Annotated in this window: 18 protein-coding genes; all 18 read left to right on the forward strand. The window is 53.8% G+C overall.

Annotated elements, in window-relative coordinates:
- Positions 1–771: a PRC-barrel domain-containing protein gene (locus tag CWI35_RS15125; protein ID WP_011232107.1), complete on the forward strand. Its 771-nt coding sequence runs from the start codon at positions 1–3 to the stop codon at positions 769–771.
- Between the two features lie 17 nt (positions 772–788).
- Complete coding sequence (locus CWI35_RS15130) at positions 789–2,129, forward strand: VanW family protein (protein WP_021321854.1); 1,341 nt, start codon at positions 789–791, stop codon at positions 2,127–2,129.
- Positions 2,126–3,790: a GspE/PulE family protein gene (locus CWI35_RS15135; protein ID WP_021321855.1), complete on the forward strand. Its 1,665-nt coding sequence runs from the start codon at positions 2,126–2,128 to the stop codon at positions 3,788–3,790. The genes CWI35_RS15130 and CWI35_RS15135 overlap by 4 nt, the downstream gene beginning before the upstream one ends.
- Before the next feature lie 12 nt (positions 3,791–3,802).
- On the forward strand, positions 3,803–4,858 hold the full coding sequence (locus CWI35_RS15140; RefSeq protein ID WP_011232104.1) for a type IV pilus twitching motility protein PilT: 1,056 nt from the start codon (positions 3,803–3,805) through the stop codon (positions 4,856–4,858).
- Positions 4,845–6,056, forward strand: coding sequence for a type II secretion system F family protein (locus CWI35_RS15145; protein WP_119877904.1), 1,212 nt, complete (start codon positions 4,845–4,847; stop codon positions 6,054–6,056). The genes CWI35_RS15140 and CWI35_RS15145 overlap by 14 nt, the downstream gene beginning before the upstream one ends.
- Before the next feature lie 98 nt (positions 6,057–6,154).
- Positions 6,155–6,610, forward strand: coding sequence for a prepilin-type N-terminal cleavage/methylation domain-containing protein (locus CWI35_RS15150; protein WP_021321857.1), 456 nt, complete (start codon positions 6,155–6,157; stop codon positions 6,608–6,610).
- 3 nt (positions 6,611–6,613) lie between these two features.
- Positions 6,614–7,360, forward strand: coding sequence for a prepilin peptidase (locus CWI35_RS15155; protein WP_033020363.1), 747 nt, complete (start codon positions 6,614–6,616; stop codon positions 7,358–7,360).
- A 27-nt stretch (positions 7,361–7,387) separates the two neighbouring features.
- Positions 7,388–8,320 (forward strand): type IV pilus biogenesis protein PilM, encoded by a 933-nt coding sequence (pilM, locus tag CWI35_RS15160; RefSeq protein ID WP_011232100.1) that lies wholly within the window; start codon positions 7,388–7,390, stop codon positions 8,318–8,320.
- Entirely contained in the window at positions 8,310–8,885 is a 576-nt protein-coding gene (locus tag CWI35_RS15165; RefSeq protein WP_011232099.1) for a DUF2681 domain-containing protein, read from the forward strand. The genes pilM and CWI35_RS15165 overlap by 11 nt, the downstream gene beginning before the upstream one ends.
- A complete protein-coding gene (locus tag CWI35_RS15170; protein WP_049626510.1) occupies positions 8,882–9,583 on the forward strand; it encodes a hypothetical protein in 702 nt (233 codons plus the stop codon). Before CWI35_RS15165 ends, CWI35_RS15170 begins: the two co-directional genes overlap by 4 nt.
- A 20-nt stretch (positions 9,584–9,603) precedes the next feature.
- On the forward strand, positions 9,604–10,065 hold the full coding sequence (locus CWI35_RS15175) for a type II secretion system protein (protein WP_025949367.1): 462 nt from the start codon (positions 9,604–9,606) through the stop codon (positions 10,063–10,065).
- A gap of 116 nt (positions 10,066–10,181) precedes the next feature.
- Complete coding sequence (locus tag CWI35_RS15180; RefSeq protein ID WP_081130567.1) at positions 10,182–11,291, forward strand: stage II sporulation protein D; 1,110 nt, start codon at positions 10,182–10,184, stop codon at positions 11,289–11,291.
- 284 nt (positions 11,292–11,575) lie between these two features.
- Positions 11,576–13,045 (forward strand): IS5-like element ISGka1 family transposase, encoded by a 1,470-nt coding sequence (locus CWI35_RS15190; protein ID WP_081130568.1) that lies wholly within the window; start codon positions 11,576–11,578, stop codon positions 13,043–13,045.
- 120 nt (positions 13,046–13,165) lie between these two features.
- The gene (locus CWI35_RS15195; RefSeq protein ID WP_015375502.1) at positions 13,166–13,741 is read left to right on the forward strand and encodes a Maf family protein; all 576 of its coding nucleotides are present in this window, start codon (positions 13,166–13,168) and stop codon (positions 13,739–13,741) included.
- A 135-nt stretch (positions 13,742–13,876) separates the two neighbouring features.
- Positions 13,877–14,557, forward strand: a complete 681-nt coding sequence (gene radC / locus CWI35_RS15200; RefSeq protein WP_015375501.1) for a RadC family protein — start codon at positions 13,877–13,879, stop codon at positions 14,555–14,557.
- Positions 14,558–14,714: 157 nt separating this feature from the next.
- Positions 14,715–15,737, forward strand: coding sequence for a rod shape-determining protein (locus CWI35_RS15205; RefSeq protein WP_011232093.1), 1,023 nt, complete (start codon positions 14,715–14,717; stop codon positions 15,735–15,737).
- 19 nt (positions 15,738–15,756) lie between these two features.
- Positions 15,757–16,623 carry a rod shape-determining protein MreC gene (gene mreC / locus CWI35_RS15210; protein WP_011232092.1) on the forward strand — a complete coding sequence of 289 codons (867 nt, stop codon included), beginning with the start codon at positions 15,757–15,759 and terminating at the stop codon, positions 16,621–16,623.
- Complete coding sequence (mreD, locus tag CWI35_RS15215; RefSeq protein ID WP_011232091.1) at positions 16,620–17,138, forward strand: rod shape-determining protein MreD; 519 nt, start codon at positions 16,620–16,622, stop codon at positions 17,136–17,138. Before mreC ends, mreD begins: the two co-directional genes overlap by 4 nt.
- Positions 17,139–17,157: the final 19 nt, after the last annotated feature.

Raw genomic sequence — 17,157 nt, forward strand, 5'->3', positions numbered from 1 at the left:
ATGAAAGCGAGCGCGCAAATCATCGGATTGCCGATCATCAGCATTGCGGATGGGATGCAAATCGGCGCCGTGAAAAGCTTTGTCATTAATCCTGATAAAGGTTCCATCGATTTTTTGACTGTCGAGCAAGAAGATGTGCAACTCAGTTTAAAAGCGATTCCGTTTAAAAAAATCGTCGGAATCGGCGAATTCGCCGTTACGGTGGCAAGCAGCCATGATGTCATTGATTTGGCGGAAATTCCGATTGCCAACCAGCTTGTCAACAAGCAAATCCGCATCAAAAATACAAAAGCCATCACGCGCAAAGGACAGCTTTTGGGGGAAGTCCATGAGTTTTTCCTAAACGAAGAGACAGGGGATATTATCGGCATCTCCCTTCGCCTTGAAAGTGGAGAAGCGGTGTTGCCATCCGCCCAAGTGTTGACTTATGGAAAGGATATATTGATCGTCAGCGACGACGCTTCGGGAGCTCTCCTTTCCGATGCGTCGATGCTCATTCAAAAGAATGAAAAAGAAACAGAGGCCAGCAACATTCCTGAACAGATCCAAGCTATGTCGGAGACAGCGGAAAATGTCGAAGCGCTTGAATCGCTCCGTGAAAAGCAAGTGGCGCTTCTTGCGGGGAAACGGGTGACCAAGGATATTTATGATTTGAACGGCGAACTTCTGTTTCCAGCGGGAACGACGCTTCGCGAAGAAGATGTGAGAAAAGCGCAAGAGGCGGGTCCAAGCGTCATTGTTGATGTGTCGATGAACATCGAAGCTGAGTGAAAAAGGGGGAGCTCGAGGTGAGAGCGGCTTCCATAGGAAAACTGTTTATCGTGATGGCGGTTTGCACCGTTTATTTCCTCACCTTTGCCCGCTTGGGCGTTTTGGCTTATGAGTCGTTTGGCCCTGATCAAGACCGCTATCGCTCCGGGACGTACGTCGGGCCGATTTCGCTTGCTGGGATGACGAGAGCGGAAGCCCAACAGGCGGTGGCAGACAAGGTGAGCGACTGGCGATCGACAGCTTCGATTTCGGTCAGCTATCAAGAAAAGAAAGCCGAGCTGCCGGCTGACATCTTTACATTTCGCTTGTCGGAAAGCACAAAAAACGTGGTCAACGGCCGTTCCTCGCCGCTTCTTGTGTTGGCTGACATGAGCGCTTGCATGGAAACCGTTGAACGCCTTCTCCCGCCGGCGGCAGTCCCCGCCTTGGATCTCAAAGCGTTGGAAGCGGATTTGGAGGCGGCGGCGTCCCAGCTTGCCGTTCCGAACAAGCCGCTCGACTTGGCCCATTATCTTCCCTCTTCCGGGAAGGGGCAGACGGTCGTGAGTGAAGCGGCTGTTGCCATTCGCGATCAAAGTCTCTCCCGTTTTCTTGCTTCGGAACGCCGTGTCGTCCTCCGCTCCAATCAATTGGTCTCGTTGCGCGCCGTGATTCAGCAGGCTGGTGGCGGGCTGTCGAATCAGGCTGTCGACGCATTGGCATCAGCGGTGTATCGTGCTGTGCTGTCGACGAATTTTTTGTTGATGGAACGGTATGCGGGAAGTTCGCTTCCAGATGGCATTCCTCCGGGATTTGAGGCCAAGGTGGATGACAAACGCGATTTACAATGGTTGAATCCGAACTCGACGGACTATACGCTCATTCTTCGCTACGATGGTCGCCAAGTGAAAGCGTTAGTGTACGGTTGGCCGTTTGCGTATCAATATATCGTGCGCACGAGCGGGCTAGAGCGGATCGAACCGCGCAAAATCATTCAATACGATGCCCGGTTGGCGCCGGATGAAACCGTGACGAAACAAGTCGGCCGTTCTGGATTGCTTGTAAAAGTCGAACGCGAAGTGCGCGATGGCTCCCGGCTGATCCGCAAAGAGACGGTGAGCGAGGATTTTTACCCTCCGACGTATGCGGTTGAGGTAAGAGGGCTTGAAGTCCCAGAATCTTCATCCAATACAACGGGGGAAGGAAGCGAAACGCCATCTTCACCGTCTGATGCAACGAATAGCGGTCAGACTGAAGCGGAAAGCGGTCAAGAGAAATCAGAAGTCCAAAACGGCGAAGGGCAAAGCGGCAGCGACCAGACCAACGCAGCCCCTTCAACCGAATCGAAGCAAAGCGGGGAAAGCGGGGGAAGCCGATGAACAAAAAACGTGAGCGGAAACGCCTCGGTGATTTGTTGGTGGAAGCGGGGCTGATTACGGAAGAACAGCTGGCTGAAGCGTTGCGTGAGAAAACGCCTGGGCAAAAGCTTGGCGATGCGTTGCTGCAGCGAGGTTACATCACAGAGCAGCAGCTCATTGAGGCGCTTGAGTTTCAGCTCGGCATTCCTCATGTCAGCTTGTATCGCTACCCGATTGATCCGAAAGCGACGAGCTTAGTGCCAAAAGAGTTTGCTCGCCGCCATCTGATCATGCCCCTTAAGGTGGAAGACGATCGATTGCTCGTTGCAATGGCTGATCCAATGGATTTTTTTGCTATTGATGATTTGCGCTTGTCAACGGGGTTTCAGATCGAAACAGCGATCGCTTCAAAGGATGATATTTTGCGGGCGATCAATAAATATTATGACATGGACGAATCGTTTGATGATTTGCTGCCAGCGCCGCCGACGGAGATGCGCGAAGACGGTCGGATGGCCGAGGACGATTCCCCGATTGTTCGCCTAGTGAACCAAATTTTGCAGCTTGCTGTCGAACAGCGGGCAAGCGATATTCATATCGATCCGCAGGAGACAAAAGTGCTCATCCGTTATCGAATTGACGGCTTGCTTCGAACGGAGAGGGCGCTGCCGAAACATATGCAAAGCATGTTGACGGCGAGGATCAAAATTTTGGCCAACATGGACATCACCGAGCATCGTGTGCCGCAAGACGGGCGGATCAAAATGAACATCGATTTTCATCCCGTTGATTTGCGCGTGTCGACATTGCCGACGGTGTATGGGGAGAAAATCGTGATGCGCGTCCTCGATTTGGGTGCGGCGTTAAACGATATTCATAAACTTGGCTTCAACCCGGTCAATTTAGATCGGTTCATCCGTTTGATCGAGCGTCCGAACGGCATCATTTTGATCACCGGGCCGACCGGTTCGGGGAAATCGTCGACGCTTTACGCGGCGCTCAATCATTTAAACAGCGAACATGTCAACATCATTACGATCGAAGATCCGGTTGAATATCAGATCGAAGGCGTCAACCAAATTCAAGTCAACCCGAATGTCGGCTTAACGTTTGCCCAAGGGCTTCGCTCGATTTTGCGCCAAGACCCGAACATCATCATGGTCGGGGAGATTCGCGACCGCGAGACGGCGGAAGTGGCGATCCGCGCCTCACTCACCGGGCATTTAGTGTTAAGCACGCTCCATACGAACGATGCGTTAAGCACGATCACCCGCCTGATCGATATGGGGATTGAGCCGTTTTTAGTGGCCACATCGCTCGCTGGCGTTGTCTCGCAGCGGCTTGTGCGCCGCATCTGCCGCGACTGCCAGGAGGTGTATGAGCCGACGAAGCGGGAGCGGGACATTTTCGCCCGTCGGGGCATCGACATCCGCCAACTCGTCCGTGGCCGCGGCTGCCCGACGTGCAATATGACCGGTTACCGCGGGAGACTCGCGATCCACGAATTGCTTGTCATGACGGACGAGATGCGCCGCGTCATTTTAAACAATGAGCCGTTTTCGAAGTTGCGGGAACTCGCCATTCAAAACAAAATGATCTTTTTGCTCGATGACGGGCTGTTGAAAGTGAAGCAAGGGTTGACGACGCTTGAAGAAGTGCTGAAAGTGGCCATTTTGCATTGATGGGTGAGACGGATGAAGGAAAAGCTTGAGGCGTTGTTGCGTGCGGCTTTTGAATACCGTGCGTCTGACGTACATTTGACGGTCGGGGCGCCGCCGATTTTTCGGGTGAATGGGGAACTGAAGGCGTATGGGCAAGAACGGCTGAACCCGGAGGACACGGAACAAATGGCGAAAGCCATCATTCCGCCGCCGCTTTGGCAGCAGTTTCAAGAAACGGGGGAGCTTGATTTTTCGTACGGTATTGCGGGTGTCTCCCGCTTCCGGATCAATGTGTTTAAGCAGCGGTCGTGCGTGTCGCTTGCCGTGCGCCTCATCCCGCCGCGCATTCCGACATTAGAAGAGCTCGGCTTGCCAAGCGTGTTAAAGCGCATCGCGGAAAAGCCGCACGGGCTTGTGCTTGTCACCGGGCCGACCGGCAGCGGCAAATCGACCACATTGGCGGCGATGATCGACTACATGAACAAAACGATGTCCAGACATATCATTACGCTGGAAGATCCGATTGAATATTTGCATCAGCACGGAAAATCGATCATCGACCAGCGGGAAGTTGGCTTTGACACGAACAGTTTTGCCGCCGGATTGCGCGCTGCGCTTCGTCAAGATCCGGATGTGATTTTAGTCGGGGAAATGCGCGATTTGGAAACGATCCAAACCGCGATCACTGCCGCGGAAACGGGTCATTTAGTGCTTGGCACCCTTCATACGGCGAGCGCCCCAGCGGCGATCGAACGGATGATTGACGTCTTTCCGTCAGCCCAGCAGGCGCAAATTCGGCTGCAGCTCGCTTCCGTCCTTGTTGCCGTCATGGCCCAACGTTTATTTCCCGACGGTCGGAAGAGAGGACGGACGGCGGCTATGGAAATTTTAATCAACAATGCCGCAGTGGCCAATTTGATCCGCAATGAAAAAGAGCATCAAATCATCAATATTATGCAGACCGGCCGCAGTGTGGGCATGCAGACGATGGAAATGAGCGTCAGGGAGCTTGTGGCCGCTGGCCGTATTGATCCATTGGCCGCGGAAGCGTATTTGACAAGGGAGCGTGGAGCGGATGGCGCAATTTAAGTATGAGGGGCGCGACCGAAGCGGACGGAAAAAATCCGGGACGATTGCCGCAAACTCCCGCCGTGAGGCTGTCCTGAAATTGAGGGAGAAAGGCATTCGCCCCATTGTGATCGCCGAGGTGCCGTCATCTGTTTGGAACAAAGAAATTTCCATAGGACGAGCCGTCAAGCTGCAGCACTTCGTCGTCTTTTTGCGCCAGTTTGCAACGCTTGTGCGCGCCGAGGTGACGATCGTTGATTCGATCCGCATTTTGGCGGAGCAAACGGAAAGCAAAGCGCTTGCTCGTGCACTCGACGATATGGAACAGCATCTCCGAGAAGGGAATCCGCTTTCTGCCGCAGCCGCAAAGCATCCCCGCATTTTCCCGCCATTGTTTGTCAATATGGTGCGCGCCGGTGAAGCGAGCGGCACGCTCGATGAAACGCTCGACCGGCTTGCCGACCATTTTGAAAAAGTGCATCGAACAAGGCAAAAAATCGTCTCGGCGCTTGCCTATCCAGTGGCTGTCGCCATCATCGCCGTTGCGGTTGTCATCTTTTTGCTTGTCTCGGTCGTGCCGACGTTTGTCGACATGTTTGCCGATTTTCACGCCGAATTGCCGGCGATCACAAAGTTTGTGCTGAAAGCGAGCGCATTTATGCAGCATTATTGGTGGATGATAACGTTGCTGGCGATCGGGGTGTTCCTTTTGTTCACCGCGCTGCGCCGGCAAAAGCGCACGAAATATTATTTGGACTATGCGGCCATGCGGCTGCCCATTTTCGGAACCCTTGTCCAAAAAGCGGCATTGGCGCGCGTCACGAGGACATTGAGCTCACTCGTGTCAAGCTCCGTGCCGATTTTAGAGGCGCTGTCCATTTCCGAGCGCGTCGTAGAAAATGAAGTGATCGCGTCCGTCCTTGATGAAGCGCGAACCGCTCTTGAGCGCGGCCAGTCGCTCGCCGAGCCGCTCCGCCGCCATTGGGCGTTTCCGCCGCTCGTGGCGCAAATGATCACGATCGGCGAGCAAACCGGTTCGCTTGACGCCATGCTTGGCAAAGTCGCCGACTTTTACGAAGCGGAAGTCGACGCCGGCACCGATCGCCTCAAGTCGCTCATCGAGCCGCTGATGATTGTGCTGCTTGCCGGCGTCGTGGGGACGATCGTCACCTCCATCATCGTCCCGATGTACGACATCTTTAATCACATTCAACAATAATAATTTATATTAAGAATATCTTCCTATTTTTTGGACTATATTGTAGAATAATAGGGAAATCGTGCTAAAACATTAAAAAAGAAAGGGAGAGGAAAGTGATGTTGAAACGCATCATCAAAAACGAGCGCGGCTTGACGCTCATCGAACTGCTCGCCGTCATTGTCATTTTAGGGATTATCGCGGCGATCGCCATTCCGGCCATCGGCGCCATTATGGACAACTCGAAAAAAGACGCCCATATCGCCAATGCGAAACAAATGGTCAGTGCTGTGCGTTTGGCGATTGCAAATGATCAGAACACAAAAACATCATATACGATGCAGGAGTTGTTTGATGGGGGGTATTTAGAAAATATTCCGAAATCGCCTGGAAAAAAAGGTGAATATGATCCAGACAAAAGTAAAGTAACTGTTGAAAAAGAATTGGATGCAAACAATAACAATAAGGTAAAGGCTATTCACTATAAGGTATCCTTAATCGATAAAGACGATTTTAAATATATAGATAATGTGGATGTTGAGCAACTAACTAGAGACAAAGTAAAGCTTGAGTAAGTGATGATGGATTTATTGCTTTTCCTTTACTCCCTCCTCCTCGCCTCGTTCTTTAACGTCGTCGGGCTGAGGGTGCCGGTCGGGGAGTCAATCATCAGGCCGCGGTCGCATTGCCCGGCGTGCGGACGGACGCTATCGGCGATGGAACTCATCCCGGTTGTTTCGTATGTCGCGCAAAAAGGAAGATGCAAAGGGTGCGGGGGGCGCATCTCCCCCCTTTACCCTTTGATGGAATTGACAACCGCCGCTTTGTTGACGGCCGCGCCGATGTGGATCGGCTGGGGCGGACGGCTGATTGTGGCGTGGACGCTCATCAGCTTGTTGGCCATCATCGTTGTGTCTGATCTTCGTTATATGCTCATTCCTGACCGGGTGCTTTTGGTGTTTGCCGGTTTGTTTTTGATGGAGCGGCTTGTGATCCCGTTTTTGCCGTGGGTCGATATGCTGATTGGCGCGGCGGTCGGATTTTCGCTTTTATGGCTGATTGCCGTTTTGTCCAATGGCGGGATGGGGGGCGGCGATGTGAAGCTGTTTGCGGTTTTGGGAATGGTGCTTGGCTGGAAAATGGTGTTGCTCGCCTTTTTTTTGGCGACGTTGTATGGAACGATCATCGGGCTGATTGGCATGGCGCTGGGGCGCGTGCGGCGCGGCAAGCCGATGCCGTTTGCGCCGGCGATTGCGCTCGGGTCATTGACGGCGCTGTTTTTCGGTGATCAGCTTGTCGATGCGTATATGGATCTTTTTGTGTAAGGATGGGAAGAAAGGGGGCGAACGAGAATGGCGTTATGGTGGGGAAAGTCCAAATATGTGAACATCGTCGTAAAAGACCATGCCATTCGCTATGTGGAAGTCAAGCTAGGGCATCCGCCTGAAGTGAAACGATGGGGCGAACGGGCATTGCCAGTAGGGGTTGTTCGCGACGGCCGCATCGTCGATGGGGAAACATTGGCCATGATTTTGGACGAATGCGTGGAGGAATGGAAAATAGACGGCCATCGCGCGCGCTTTGTCGTCCCTGATCCATTCGTCATGATCCGCAGTTTGCCCCTTCCTTCTCATTTGTCGGATGAAGAGATTCGCGGCTATTTATTTCTGGAGCTTGGCGAGTCGATTCCGCTTCCTTTTGCCGATCCGGTGTTTGATTATGTGGTGATGGAGAGAACGAGCGAGGCGGTGTCGATTTTGCTGTTTGCGGCGCCGGAAGAGGCGGTGTCGGAATACGCGGCGCTTTTGGAAGAAGCCGATTTGCGCCCGGTGGCCGCGGATGTATCGCCGCTTTGCGCTTATCGTCCGTTTTATGCGGCGGGACAAGCTGCGCCGGACGATCATATTTTGCTTGTGCAGTTTGACGAATCCGCCGTGAATTTGAGCGTGTTTCATCGTCATTTGCCGTTGTTTATGCGCCATTTGCCGCTTGAAGCCTATCGTGACCGGACGGCGGCGATTGTGGATCCGTTCGTCGATGTGTATAAGGAAATGGAACGGATCATGAGCTTTTATTCGTTTTCCCTCCAACAAGGCAAACAGTCCATCACACGCCTGTTTCTCGCCGGCGATCATCCAGAGTTGGGCCATGTGTTCACGGCTTTGACAGAGCGGCTTGAAGTGCCTGTAGAACGGCTCAGCGCGTCTCTTGATCCGCTGCCGGACCGCTTTCATCTCGCCTGGGGATTGGCGTTGAAAGAAGGAAGGGCTGACGATGATCGCTGAAATCAATTTATTGCCGAAAAAAGAAACGAGGCAGCCGATCCGTCTCGTTTTGTTGTTCGGGGCGGCGCTGCTTCTCCTAGCCGGTTCGGTGCTGTATTGGTTGATCGATCGTGCGGATCATCGCCAGGCCATGTTGGAGGCGGAATTAAAAAAAGTGCGAGCGGAGCAAGATGTACTGGCGGCGAAAATGAAAAATATAGACGAACAGAAGGAGCAAGAAGAGCTGGCGAAGGCGGTGAAATGGGCGGAACGCTATCCGCTGAAATCAGTGCCGTTGCTGCGGGCATTGACAAAGCAGCTTCCCGAACGCGGATTCATGATGAATGTGACGTACTCGGATCAGACAAAGATGACCATGGTGGTGCAGTTTGATGCGCCGGAAGAGGCGGCCTATTATTTGGATCGATTAGAAAAAGTGAGAATGGTGAAAAACGTCAAACTGGTCAATGTGGCGGCCAACAGCGAGACGAGTGGCGAACCGGAAGATCATCAAGTCGTGCCAAGATATATGGCGCAATATGAGCTGGAGCTGCAACAGGCTGATGGGGAGGGAAAAAAATCATGAGCCGCTTTGGCAAATGGCCGCTTCTTGTTGCGGCAATGGCTGCGGTCACCGCGCTTTTGTTTGCGGCCGCCTATTCATGGCTGGTCATGCCTCGCTACAGCCAGCTCGAGCAGATGGAGCAAACGGTGCAAAGCGAGAAAAAGGTGCTCGCCGCTTTGAAGCAAAAGCTGCCTCCTTCTTCAGAGGAAACAGCACAAACCGTTGCTTCATTGCAAAAAAAAGTCCCTGTCCATCCGCTTACGGACCAGTTGTTGCTCTTGTTTCAGAAAGCGGAATATATCGCTGACAGCCAGCTGGTGAGCGTCAATTTTTCTGATGAAGGAGCAGCATCTTCACAGCAGAACGACAGTGGAACGAACAACGGAAGCGAAGGAAATCGAGCGGTTTCTCCGCCAAGCAGCATTCAATCCATCACCGCCCAACTGACCGTGCAGTCGCCTTCCTATTATCAGCTTGAACGGTTTTTAGAGGTGTTGGAGCAGTCGGAGCGCATCGTGGCGATTGAAGGGTTGACCGTCACTGGGCCTCCGGAGCTGATGTCCATCGCTGATGAAGTCCAACCGTTGACGTATTCGGTGACCGTTCGTGCGTTTTATGCTCCGAAGCTTGAGAAATGGAAACAGTTGTCTCCCGTTCGCGATGTTCCCCCGCCAAGCGGCAAAGACAATCCGTTTGCCGAAACGGCGCCAGCTTCCTAGCCGGCAAAGGAGGACACGCGATGATCATTCGCATGAAACGAGGGATGACCCTCATTGAGCTTTTGGCTGTGTTGGTGATCATCGGCATTGTGGCGATGATCGTCGGTCTTGCCATGTGGACGGTGATCGACCGGGCGCGCGAGCGGGCGTTTGTTTCTGATGCTTATGGCTTGTATGAAGCGGCGCGGCTGTATGTCGGCGCCGAGAAAGTGGAATTTTTGCCAGCCCGTTCTTCTGCCATATTGTCGTATGGAGAATTGGTGGGCAACGGTTTGCTGGATCCAATCGAAGATCCGTTCACCGGAAATGTATTGCCGCCGGAAACGAATCCATCGTACGTGCTTGCCACGAAGCGGGAAGACGGCGGGATCGATTACGCCGTTTGCTTGAAAGGCGAGACAAAGCAGCTTTGCACCTATGAGGGGCGCGAGCAGCCGATTCCTGTCGAAGCGCTGGGGACCGAGGCGATTCGCAACCGTTGATGTCGGAAAATGAAGAACAGAAGCGGGGACAAGACGACAAATGTCTTGTTCTTTTTTTTTCCGTTTGTGGTAAGATAGGCGAAAGAAATCGAAGTGTGAAGAAGGACGGTGGCCAAATGGACAAGCAGCGCATGCGCATTACGGTGAATATCAACGGCAAGCCCCGCCCATTTACCGTGGAGCGTTCGTCGGAAGGACGGCCGTCCGAGGAGTCGGGTGGATATTCGTTGGACAGCCATCTAGGGAAAGGACAGCGAGCAGAAAACGAGGCGGATGACAGCCGCCAAGCGAGCGCGTTTCAAAAAGGCGGGCCATCCGCAGGCAAGCCATCAACAGGCCTGTGGTTTACGGAGGATGGGCAAGTTCGGGAAGATGTTGAAACGACGGGTTGGGAAGAGGCGGCCGCCCTTGAGGCGGATGAACGGGTCATTTCCGAGGCGATGCAACAAAAGAAAAGCGGCAGACGTCGGCCATGGCGGCTCCCGGCTCAAGCCAAGTCGCTGCTTGCCGCCGCGTTGGTCGCTGCGTTGGTCGGCATGGCGTTTGGCATGACGGTGCTGCACATCATTCCGAAGGAAAAATCTGCTTCGTCGCCGGCATCTGAAGCGATGACGGAATTGACAAAGCCTGAAACGGCGGCGGGAGGAGAAGGGAGAGAAAGCGTCATACGAGCGCCGTTTTCCATTGCGGTCATTCAAGCTGGCGTCTATTCGAATGCGGCGGCGGCCAAGCAGGCGTCCGAATCGATCAAAACAGCAGGCGTGCCGGTCGTCGTCGCGGGGCAAAAACCGGCAGCGCTCTATATCGCCGTCGGCGCGGATAAGGAAACGTTGCGGACGGTCAACGACCAATATCGCCAAAGGGTGCCAAGCACGTATGTCAAAGAGCTGTCGTTTGCCGCCGAAGCGGCGGCGCGCCGGTCGGAGGCCATCCAAAAAGGGGAGGTTTTGTATGAAAACATGGCAGCGGTCTCCGCGGCTTTGCTTGGCGGCAGGAAAGCAGGAGAAGATGACTGGCAGGCGCTTCAAAAGGCGTATGACGCGTTAGAAAAAAGCAACGCTTCAAGCGACAAAACAGTCGGTCGGTATGTTGAAGCGCTGAAGCAGGCGTATGCCGCCCTTGCCGCATACAAAGAGCAACGGGATGAAGCGCTGTTGGCCAAAGCCCAGCAACAGCTGCTCGAGGCGCTCGCCGCTTATATCGAATTGGTGCCGCTAGGGAGCTAGAAGCCCCGTTTTTTTTTTTTTGCCCATTTGCATATAGATTGCAATGAAAAAGTTTAACATATCCTTGACGGAAAAGCCGTTTGTCCATTTTTCGACTGTCGAAGGCAAGCCTGTGGCTTGGAAGACCGAACAACCACCCGCTTCACAGACCCATACATGGGTCTGAAAGCGGCGTTGTTCGGTCGCCCGACAGTCGATCAAATGCCTAGAAGGCCGGTGAAAAAGTACACCCTGAGGCAGGGATTTAGGTGGCTTGTGTCGAAAAAGGAAGAAAAATCGTTGGAATGGAGCGTGAGCGGATCATGAAAGCCCCCAAAAACCCTTCGACTCAGCCTCGTCTGTTTCAAGTCATCGACATGGAAGAACTGGTTCCTCCACATCATATCTTGCGCCAAATCAACGAAGCGGTTGACTTTTCCGTCATTCACGATTGGGTGGCTCCCCTGTACACGGAAAAAACGGGTCGCCCGGCGGCGGATCCGGAACGGCTGCTTCGCCTAATGCTGCTCTCGTATTTGTTCGACCACTCTGAGCGGGAGTTGTATGAGATCCTCCCCATGCATGCCGGATACTTGTGGTTTTGCGGTCTCGACTTTGAATCCGTGCTCCATCCGGATCCTCATCACCCCACACTGCCGGATCGAACGACGCTCGTCAAAACACGGAAACGCTGGCGCCAACATGAAATCTTTGACCGGCTGATGACCTATGTGGTGGATCAATGCATCGCGGCGGGGTTGGTCTCGCCGGATGTCCATGCGGCGGCTGACGGCACCCAAGTGCGGGCGAATGCCTCGATCCACAGCTTGCGGGAGGTCAAGCTCGCTCCGGTGGAGACGTTGGAAGACTATCTGGCCCGCACTGCCCGGGAAGATGAACAGACCGAGGCCCGGGATCCGGATGACGACCCACCCTCTCCGTCTCCAAAATCAGGGGAACGCGTCCATGCCGAAGAACGGGGAAACTTCCGTGGAGCCACGTTTTCCAACCGGACCCATCGAAGCGTGACGGATCCGGATGCCCGGTTGTACAAGAAAGGCAAAGGGCAGGAAGCGTATCCTCGGTATCTGGTGCACGACGTCATCGATGTCCAGTCGCGCGTGATTTTATCCAGACGGGCCAGCCTCGCCACTGGAACGGCGGAACGGGAGACGAGTTTGGAGCAGCTGGCTTCGATTCAGTTTCGCCACCCGTCGATTACGATTCGGACCTTGTCTGCGGACAAAGCGTATGGCACCACCGAGTATCTGGAAGCGCTCTTCGTTCAAGGCATCACACCGCTCGTGCCGTTGCGCCGCAAGGAGATGGAGGAGATTCCAACCTGGAAGCGCCGGGCGAAGGATCCCGCTCAGGAAGCAAAGCGCCAGGCGAAAGTCCGAGACGTTCAGATTCGCAATCAAGCGAGGCTCATTCAGCAACAGGGCGGCTATCGATCCATTCAAGCCCTTCGCACGCGTTGTGAGCATGTGTTCGCCGAAGGGAAGGAATGTCACGGGCTGGACCGGGCCCGAAGCCGGGGCCTTTACGCCATGGAAGAACAGGCGCTGTTGACCGCCGTCGTGCAAAATCTGAAGCGATTGTGCCGGTTTCGAAAAAAACGAGGGGGGACCGGCTCTTTGGCGTGCGCAAAACCGGAATTGGGAGCAGGAAGTCCTGCTCGTCTTCCCATCCTTTGGCGCCAAACGGCGGGGAGAATGGCCTCCAAAATTCGACATGTGGGAAGTCTATGCCCCATTAATTCACCGGCCTTCTAGTAAAATCTGCAAATGTTCATGCTTCAAATTGCATCTATACAGAAAATTGCCTTTCACCGCAAAATTTGCTACGATACAAGTGAATCTTCCGAACCGAAACGAGCGAAAGGAGAATGAGCGATGCCTCCACGGTTCGTGCTTGCATCCCGCTCCCCTCGACGAAGGCAGATCCTCGAGCTGGCCGGCTGGCCGTTTGATGTGCAGGAAAGCCATGCCGATGAGACGATTCCCCCCGGAACGCCCCCTGATGAAGCGGTTCAACTTCTTGCCCGCCGGAAAGTGGAGGCGGTGATGTCCTCTTTTCCCGACGCGTATGTTCTTGGCGCTGATACGATCGTTGTGTGCGATGGCCGCTTGTTAGGGAAGCCGCGCACGGAAGAAGAAGCATTCGCCATGCTGCGTCAGTTGTCCGGGCGGACGCATGACGTATGGACCGGTGTCGCCATCGCACTCCCTCAAGGGTCCATCACCTCGTTTGCGGAAAAAACAGCGGTGACGTTTTGGGAGCTCGATGACGAGGAAATCGCCGCCTATATTGCGACCGGGGAGCCGATGGACAAGGCGGGGGCGTATGGCATCCAAGGCCGCGCTGCCCTGTTTGTCAAACGGATCGAAGGCGACTATTTGACGGTCGTCGGCCTGCCGCTGTCGCGGACGGTGAGGGAATTGCGCCGGCTCGGGTGGCCGCCGGCATAGATCAAAGCAAAAGCGGCCGCCGTCTGGCACTTTTTGGCAAAAGAACGCCCCCGCAAACGGATTCTGCTGTCGTACCGAGGGGCGGTTCAAGCCTCTCCATCTTTCGATGAAGCAAAACAAAAAAGGGGGAGTATGATGGCGTGGATGATCCGCGATGTTCCGAAAGACAGCCGGCCGCGTGAACGGCTGCTGTCATCAGGGCCGGAAAGTTTATCCGACCATGAACTGATCGCCATTTTGTTGCGCACGGGCACGAAGGAGGAGTCGGTCGTGCAGCTCGCCCAGCGTCTCCTTCGCCATTTTGAGGGGCTGAGACCGCTCAAAGACGCAACGGTCGAAGAAATGACAAACATCAAAGGGATCGGGCCGACGAAAGCCGTGCAAATTTTGGCGGCGTTGGAGCTCGGCCGACGCATCCACCAGTCCGGCTGCGCCGACCGCTATGTGATTCGCTGCCCGGAAGACGGAGCGAAATACGTCATGGAAGATATGCGCTTTTTATCGCAAGAACATTTTGTCGCCATTTATTTAAATACGAAAAATCAAGTCATCTACCGCAAAACGGTGTTCATCGGCAGTTTAAACGCCTCGATTGTCCATCCGCGCGAAGTGTTTAAAGAGGCGATCAAACGTTCCGCCGCCTCCGTCATTTGTGTGCATAACCACCCTTCTGGCGATCCGACTCCAAGCCGCGAAGACATCGATGTGACGAAACGGCTCGCGGAATGCGGCCGCATCATCGGCATCGAGCTCTTGGATCACCTCATCATCGGCGATCAAAAATTCGTCAGTTTGAAAGAAAAAGGCTACGTCTAGCGGTTCTCATTTTTTGTCGAATCAGTTATAATATCAACTATGGGTTTTTCCGAATCCGTTCGGGCGGTGTTGTACAATTTATAAATGACTTGACATCCGATCCATGTTGTCAATAGAAAATCATATGCATTTCGTTTCGGAAAGGAAGATCGATCATATGTTTGGAATTGGGACGAAAGATCTCGGGATTGATTTAGGAACAGCGAATACGCTCGTTTATGTGAAGGGAAAAGGGATCGTTTTGCGCGAGCCGTCGGTTGTCGCCATTCAGCGCGACACGAAGCAAATCGTCGCCGTCGGCAATGAAGCGAAAAACATGATCGGGCGCACGCCGGGCAACATCGTGGCGCTTCGTCCGATGAAAGACGGCGTCATCGCTGATTATGAAACGACGGCGACGATGATGAAATATTTCATTCGCAAGGCCGTCAAAACGAAAGGGTTGTTTGCCAGCAAGCCGTATGTGATGGTATGCGTGCCGTACGGCATCACGGCCGTAGAGGAGCGCGCGGTCATCGATGCGACGCGCCAGGCTGGAGCACGCGATGCCTATACGATTGAAGAACCATTTGCGGCCGCGATCGGCGCCAATTTGCCGGTGTGGGAGCCGACCGGGAGCATGGTCGTCGACATCGGCGGCGGTACGACTGAAGTGGCCGTGATTTCGCTCGGCGGCATCGTGACGAGCCAGTCGATCCGCATCGCCGGCGATGAAATGGATGAGGCGATCATTCAATACATCCGAAAAACGTACAATTTGATGATCGGAGAACGGACGGCGGAGGCGATTAAAGTCGAGATCGGCTCAGCCGGAAATCCGGAAGGAATCGGAAACATGGAAATTCGCGGCCGCGACTTGCTCACTGGGCTGCCAAAAACGATCGAAATCAGCGCCGAAGAAGTGGCTGAGGCGCTGCACGATACGGTCTATGCGATCGTCGAGTCGGTGAAAAACACGCTCGAAAAAACACCGCCGGAGCTGGCGGCTGACATTATGGACCGCGGCATCGTGCTGACAGGCGGCGGCGCTTTGTTGCGCAACTTGGACAAGGTCATCAGCAAAGAGACGGACATGCCGGTCATCGTCGCGGAAAATCCGCTTGATTGCGTGGCCATTGGCACCGGGAAAGCGCTCGACCACATCGACTTGTTTAAAAACAAGGCGAGAGACCATCGCTGACGGTAAGAAGGTGTGACGCATGCCACAGCTTTTTGGGAATAAGCGTCTCATTTTTTTGCTCGTCAGCATCGTCATCCTTGTCATGTTGATCGGCTTTTCCTTGCGCAGCCGCGAAGAGTTGACGTGGCCGGAGCAGTTTGTAAAAGATACGGTCGGTTTTGTTCAGCTTCTGTTTGGGAAGCCCGCCGAGGAGATCGCGGGCTTCTTTGAAAATGTGAGCGATCTTCGCCGTACATATAAGGAAAACGAACTGCTGAAGGCAAGACTTGAGGAATATGCGGCGCTTGAGACCGAGGTCGAGGCGCTGCGGCAAGAAAACGAACGGCTGCGCGCGTTGCTCGATAAAAAAGAGAGCTTGCGTGATTTTGTTTCGATTCAGGCGACGGTGATCGGGCGGAACCCGGATCGTTGGCGGGAAACGATCATCATCAACAAAGGCGAGCAACACGGCGTGAAAAAAGATATGGCCGTCATCACCCCAGCGGGGCTTGTCGGCAAGGTGCAGCACGCTTCCCAATTTACGTCCACTGTGCAGCTGTTAAGCGCGCTTGACCAAAACAACCGCATTTCCGCTTATATCCAAGGAAAGGAAAACGTGTTTGGGTTGATCGAAGGCTACGATGAGAAGCGGCGCGAGTTGCTGCTCGGAGAAATTCCGATTGACGCCAAAGTGGAAAAAAGGCAAAAAGTGTTGACTTCCGGCCTTGGCGGCGTGTTTCCGAAAGGGCTGCCGATCGGTGAGGTGACTGAAGTCAAGCCGGACCAATACGGATTGACGAAAGTCGTCTATGTCAAGCCGTTTGCCAACTTGTATGATATTGACGACGTCATGATTGTGAAACGAACCATCGATGCAGCACTGCAGGAAAAGGAGGAGGCAAAGTGAACAAGTGGCGTCTCCCTTTCCTTGCGGTGTTATGTTTTGTGAGTGAGAGCCTTTTTGTTGATATATGGCCAAAAGGCGACTTGTATGTCCACTATTTTTTTGTTCCCCGGTTTTTTCTTGTTTTTCTCGTGTTCACAGCGATGCATTTCGGCGGGACGCGGGCGATGGGGTACGGGTTTATCTTCGGGTTTCTGTATGACTGCGTCTACACAGAGCTGCTCGGTGTTTATGCGTTTGCCTATACGCTTATAGCCTACTTGGCGGGCAAAGCGATGAAATGGTTCCACCAAAACTGGTTCGTTGCATCGCTCTTGTCGCTGCTTTCCATTATGCTGCTTGACAGTTATGTCTACGGCATCCAGCTGTTGATCGGGCGGACCGATTGGTCGTTTTCTGTTTTTTGGGACCGCCGTCTATGGCCGACGCTGCTTCTGAACGTCGCGTTTTTGCTCGTCTTTTCGTACCCGCTCGAACGGCGATTGGCAAAAATTCGCCGGTTTGAGCAGGAAGAATAAAAGAGGAAAAACGGCCCGT

The organism is [Bacillus] caldolyticus (assembly GCF_003595605.1).
GTDB classification, from domain to species: Bacteria; Bacillota; Bacilli; order Bacillales; family Anoxybacillaceae; genus Geobacillus; species Geobacillus thermoleovorans.

What these genes read in the sequence shown, in the direction of transcription:
- CWI35_RS15125 (WP_011232107.1), top strand. Translation starts at nt 1, where the DNA reads ATGAAAGCGAGCGCGCAAATCATCGGATTGCCGATCATCAGCATTGCG.
- CWI35_RS15135 (WP_021321855.1), top strand. Translation starts at nt 2,126, where the DNA reads ATGAACAAAAAACGTGAGCGGAAACGCCTCGGTGATTTGTTGGTGGAA.
- CWI35_RS15140 (WP_011232104.1), top strand. Translation starts at nt 3,803, where the DNA reads ATGAAGGAAAAGCTTGAGGCGTTGTTGCGTGCGGCTTTTGAATACCGT.
- CWI35_RS15145 (WP_119877904.1), top strand. Translation starts at nt 4,845, where the DNA reads ATGGCGCAATTTAAGTATGAGGGGCGCGACCGAAGCGGACGGAAAAAA.
- CWI35_RS15150 (WP_021321857.1), top strand. Translation starts at nt 6,155, where the DNA reads ATGTTGAAACGCATCATCAAAAACGAGCGCGGCTTGACGCTCATCGAA.
- CWI35_RS15155 (WP_033020363.1), top strand. Translation starts at nt 6,614, where the DNA reads ATGATGGATTTATTGCTTTTCCTTTACTCCCTCCTCCTCGCCTCGTTC.
- pilM (WP_011232100.1), top strand. Translation starts at nt 7,388, where the DNA reads ATGGCGTTATGGTGGGGAAAGTCCAAATATGTGAACATCGTCGTAAAA.
- CWI35_RS15165 (WP_011232099.1), top strand. Translation starts at nt 8,310, where the DNA reads ATGATCGCTGAAATCAATTTATTGCCGAAAAAAGAAACGAGGCAGCCG.
- CWI35_RS15170 (WP_049626510.1), top strand. Translation starts at nt 8,882, where the DNA reads ATGAGCCGCTTTGGCAAATGGCCGCTTCTTGTTGCGGCAATGGCTGCG.
- CWI35_RS15175 (WP_025949367.1), top strand. Translation starts at nt 9,604, where the DNA reads ATGATCATTCGCATGAAACGAGGGATGACCCTCATTGAGCTTTTGGCT.
- CWI35_RS15180 (WP_081130567.1), top strand. Translation starts at nt 10,182, where the DNA reads ATGGACAAGCAGCGCATGCGCATTACGGTGAATATCAACGGCAAGCCC.
- CWI35_RS15190 (WP_081130568.1), top strand. Translation starts at nt 11,576, where the DNA reads ATGGAGCGTGAGCGGATCATGAAAGCCCCCAAAAACCCTTCGACTCAG.
- CWI35_RS15195 (WP_015375502.1), top strand. Translation starts at nt 13,166, where the DNA reads ATGCCTCCACGGTTCGTGCTTGCATCCCGCTCCCCTCGACGAAGGCAG.
- radC (WP_015375501.1), top strand. Translation starts at nt 13,877, where the DNA reads ATGGCGTGGATGATCCGCGATGTTCCGAAAGACAGCCGGCCGCGTGAA.
- CWI35_RS15205 (WP_011232093.1), top strand. Translation starts at nt 14,715, where the DNA reads ATGTTTGGAATTGGGACGAAAGATCTCGGGATTGATTTAGGAACAGCG.
- mreC (WP_011232092.1), top strand. Translation starts at nt 15,757, where the DNA reads ATGCCACAGCTTTTTGGGAATAAGCGTCTCATTTTTTTGCTCGTCAGC.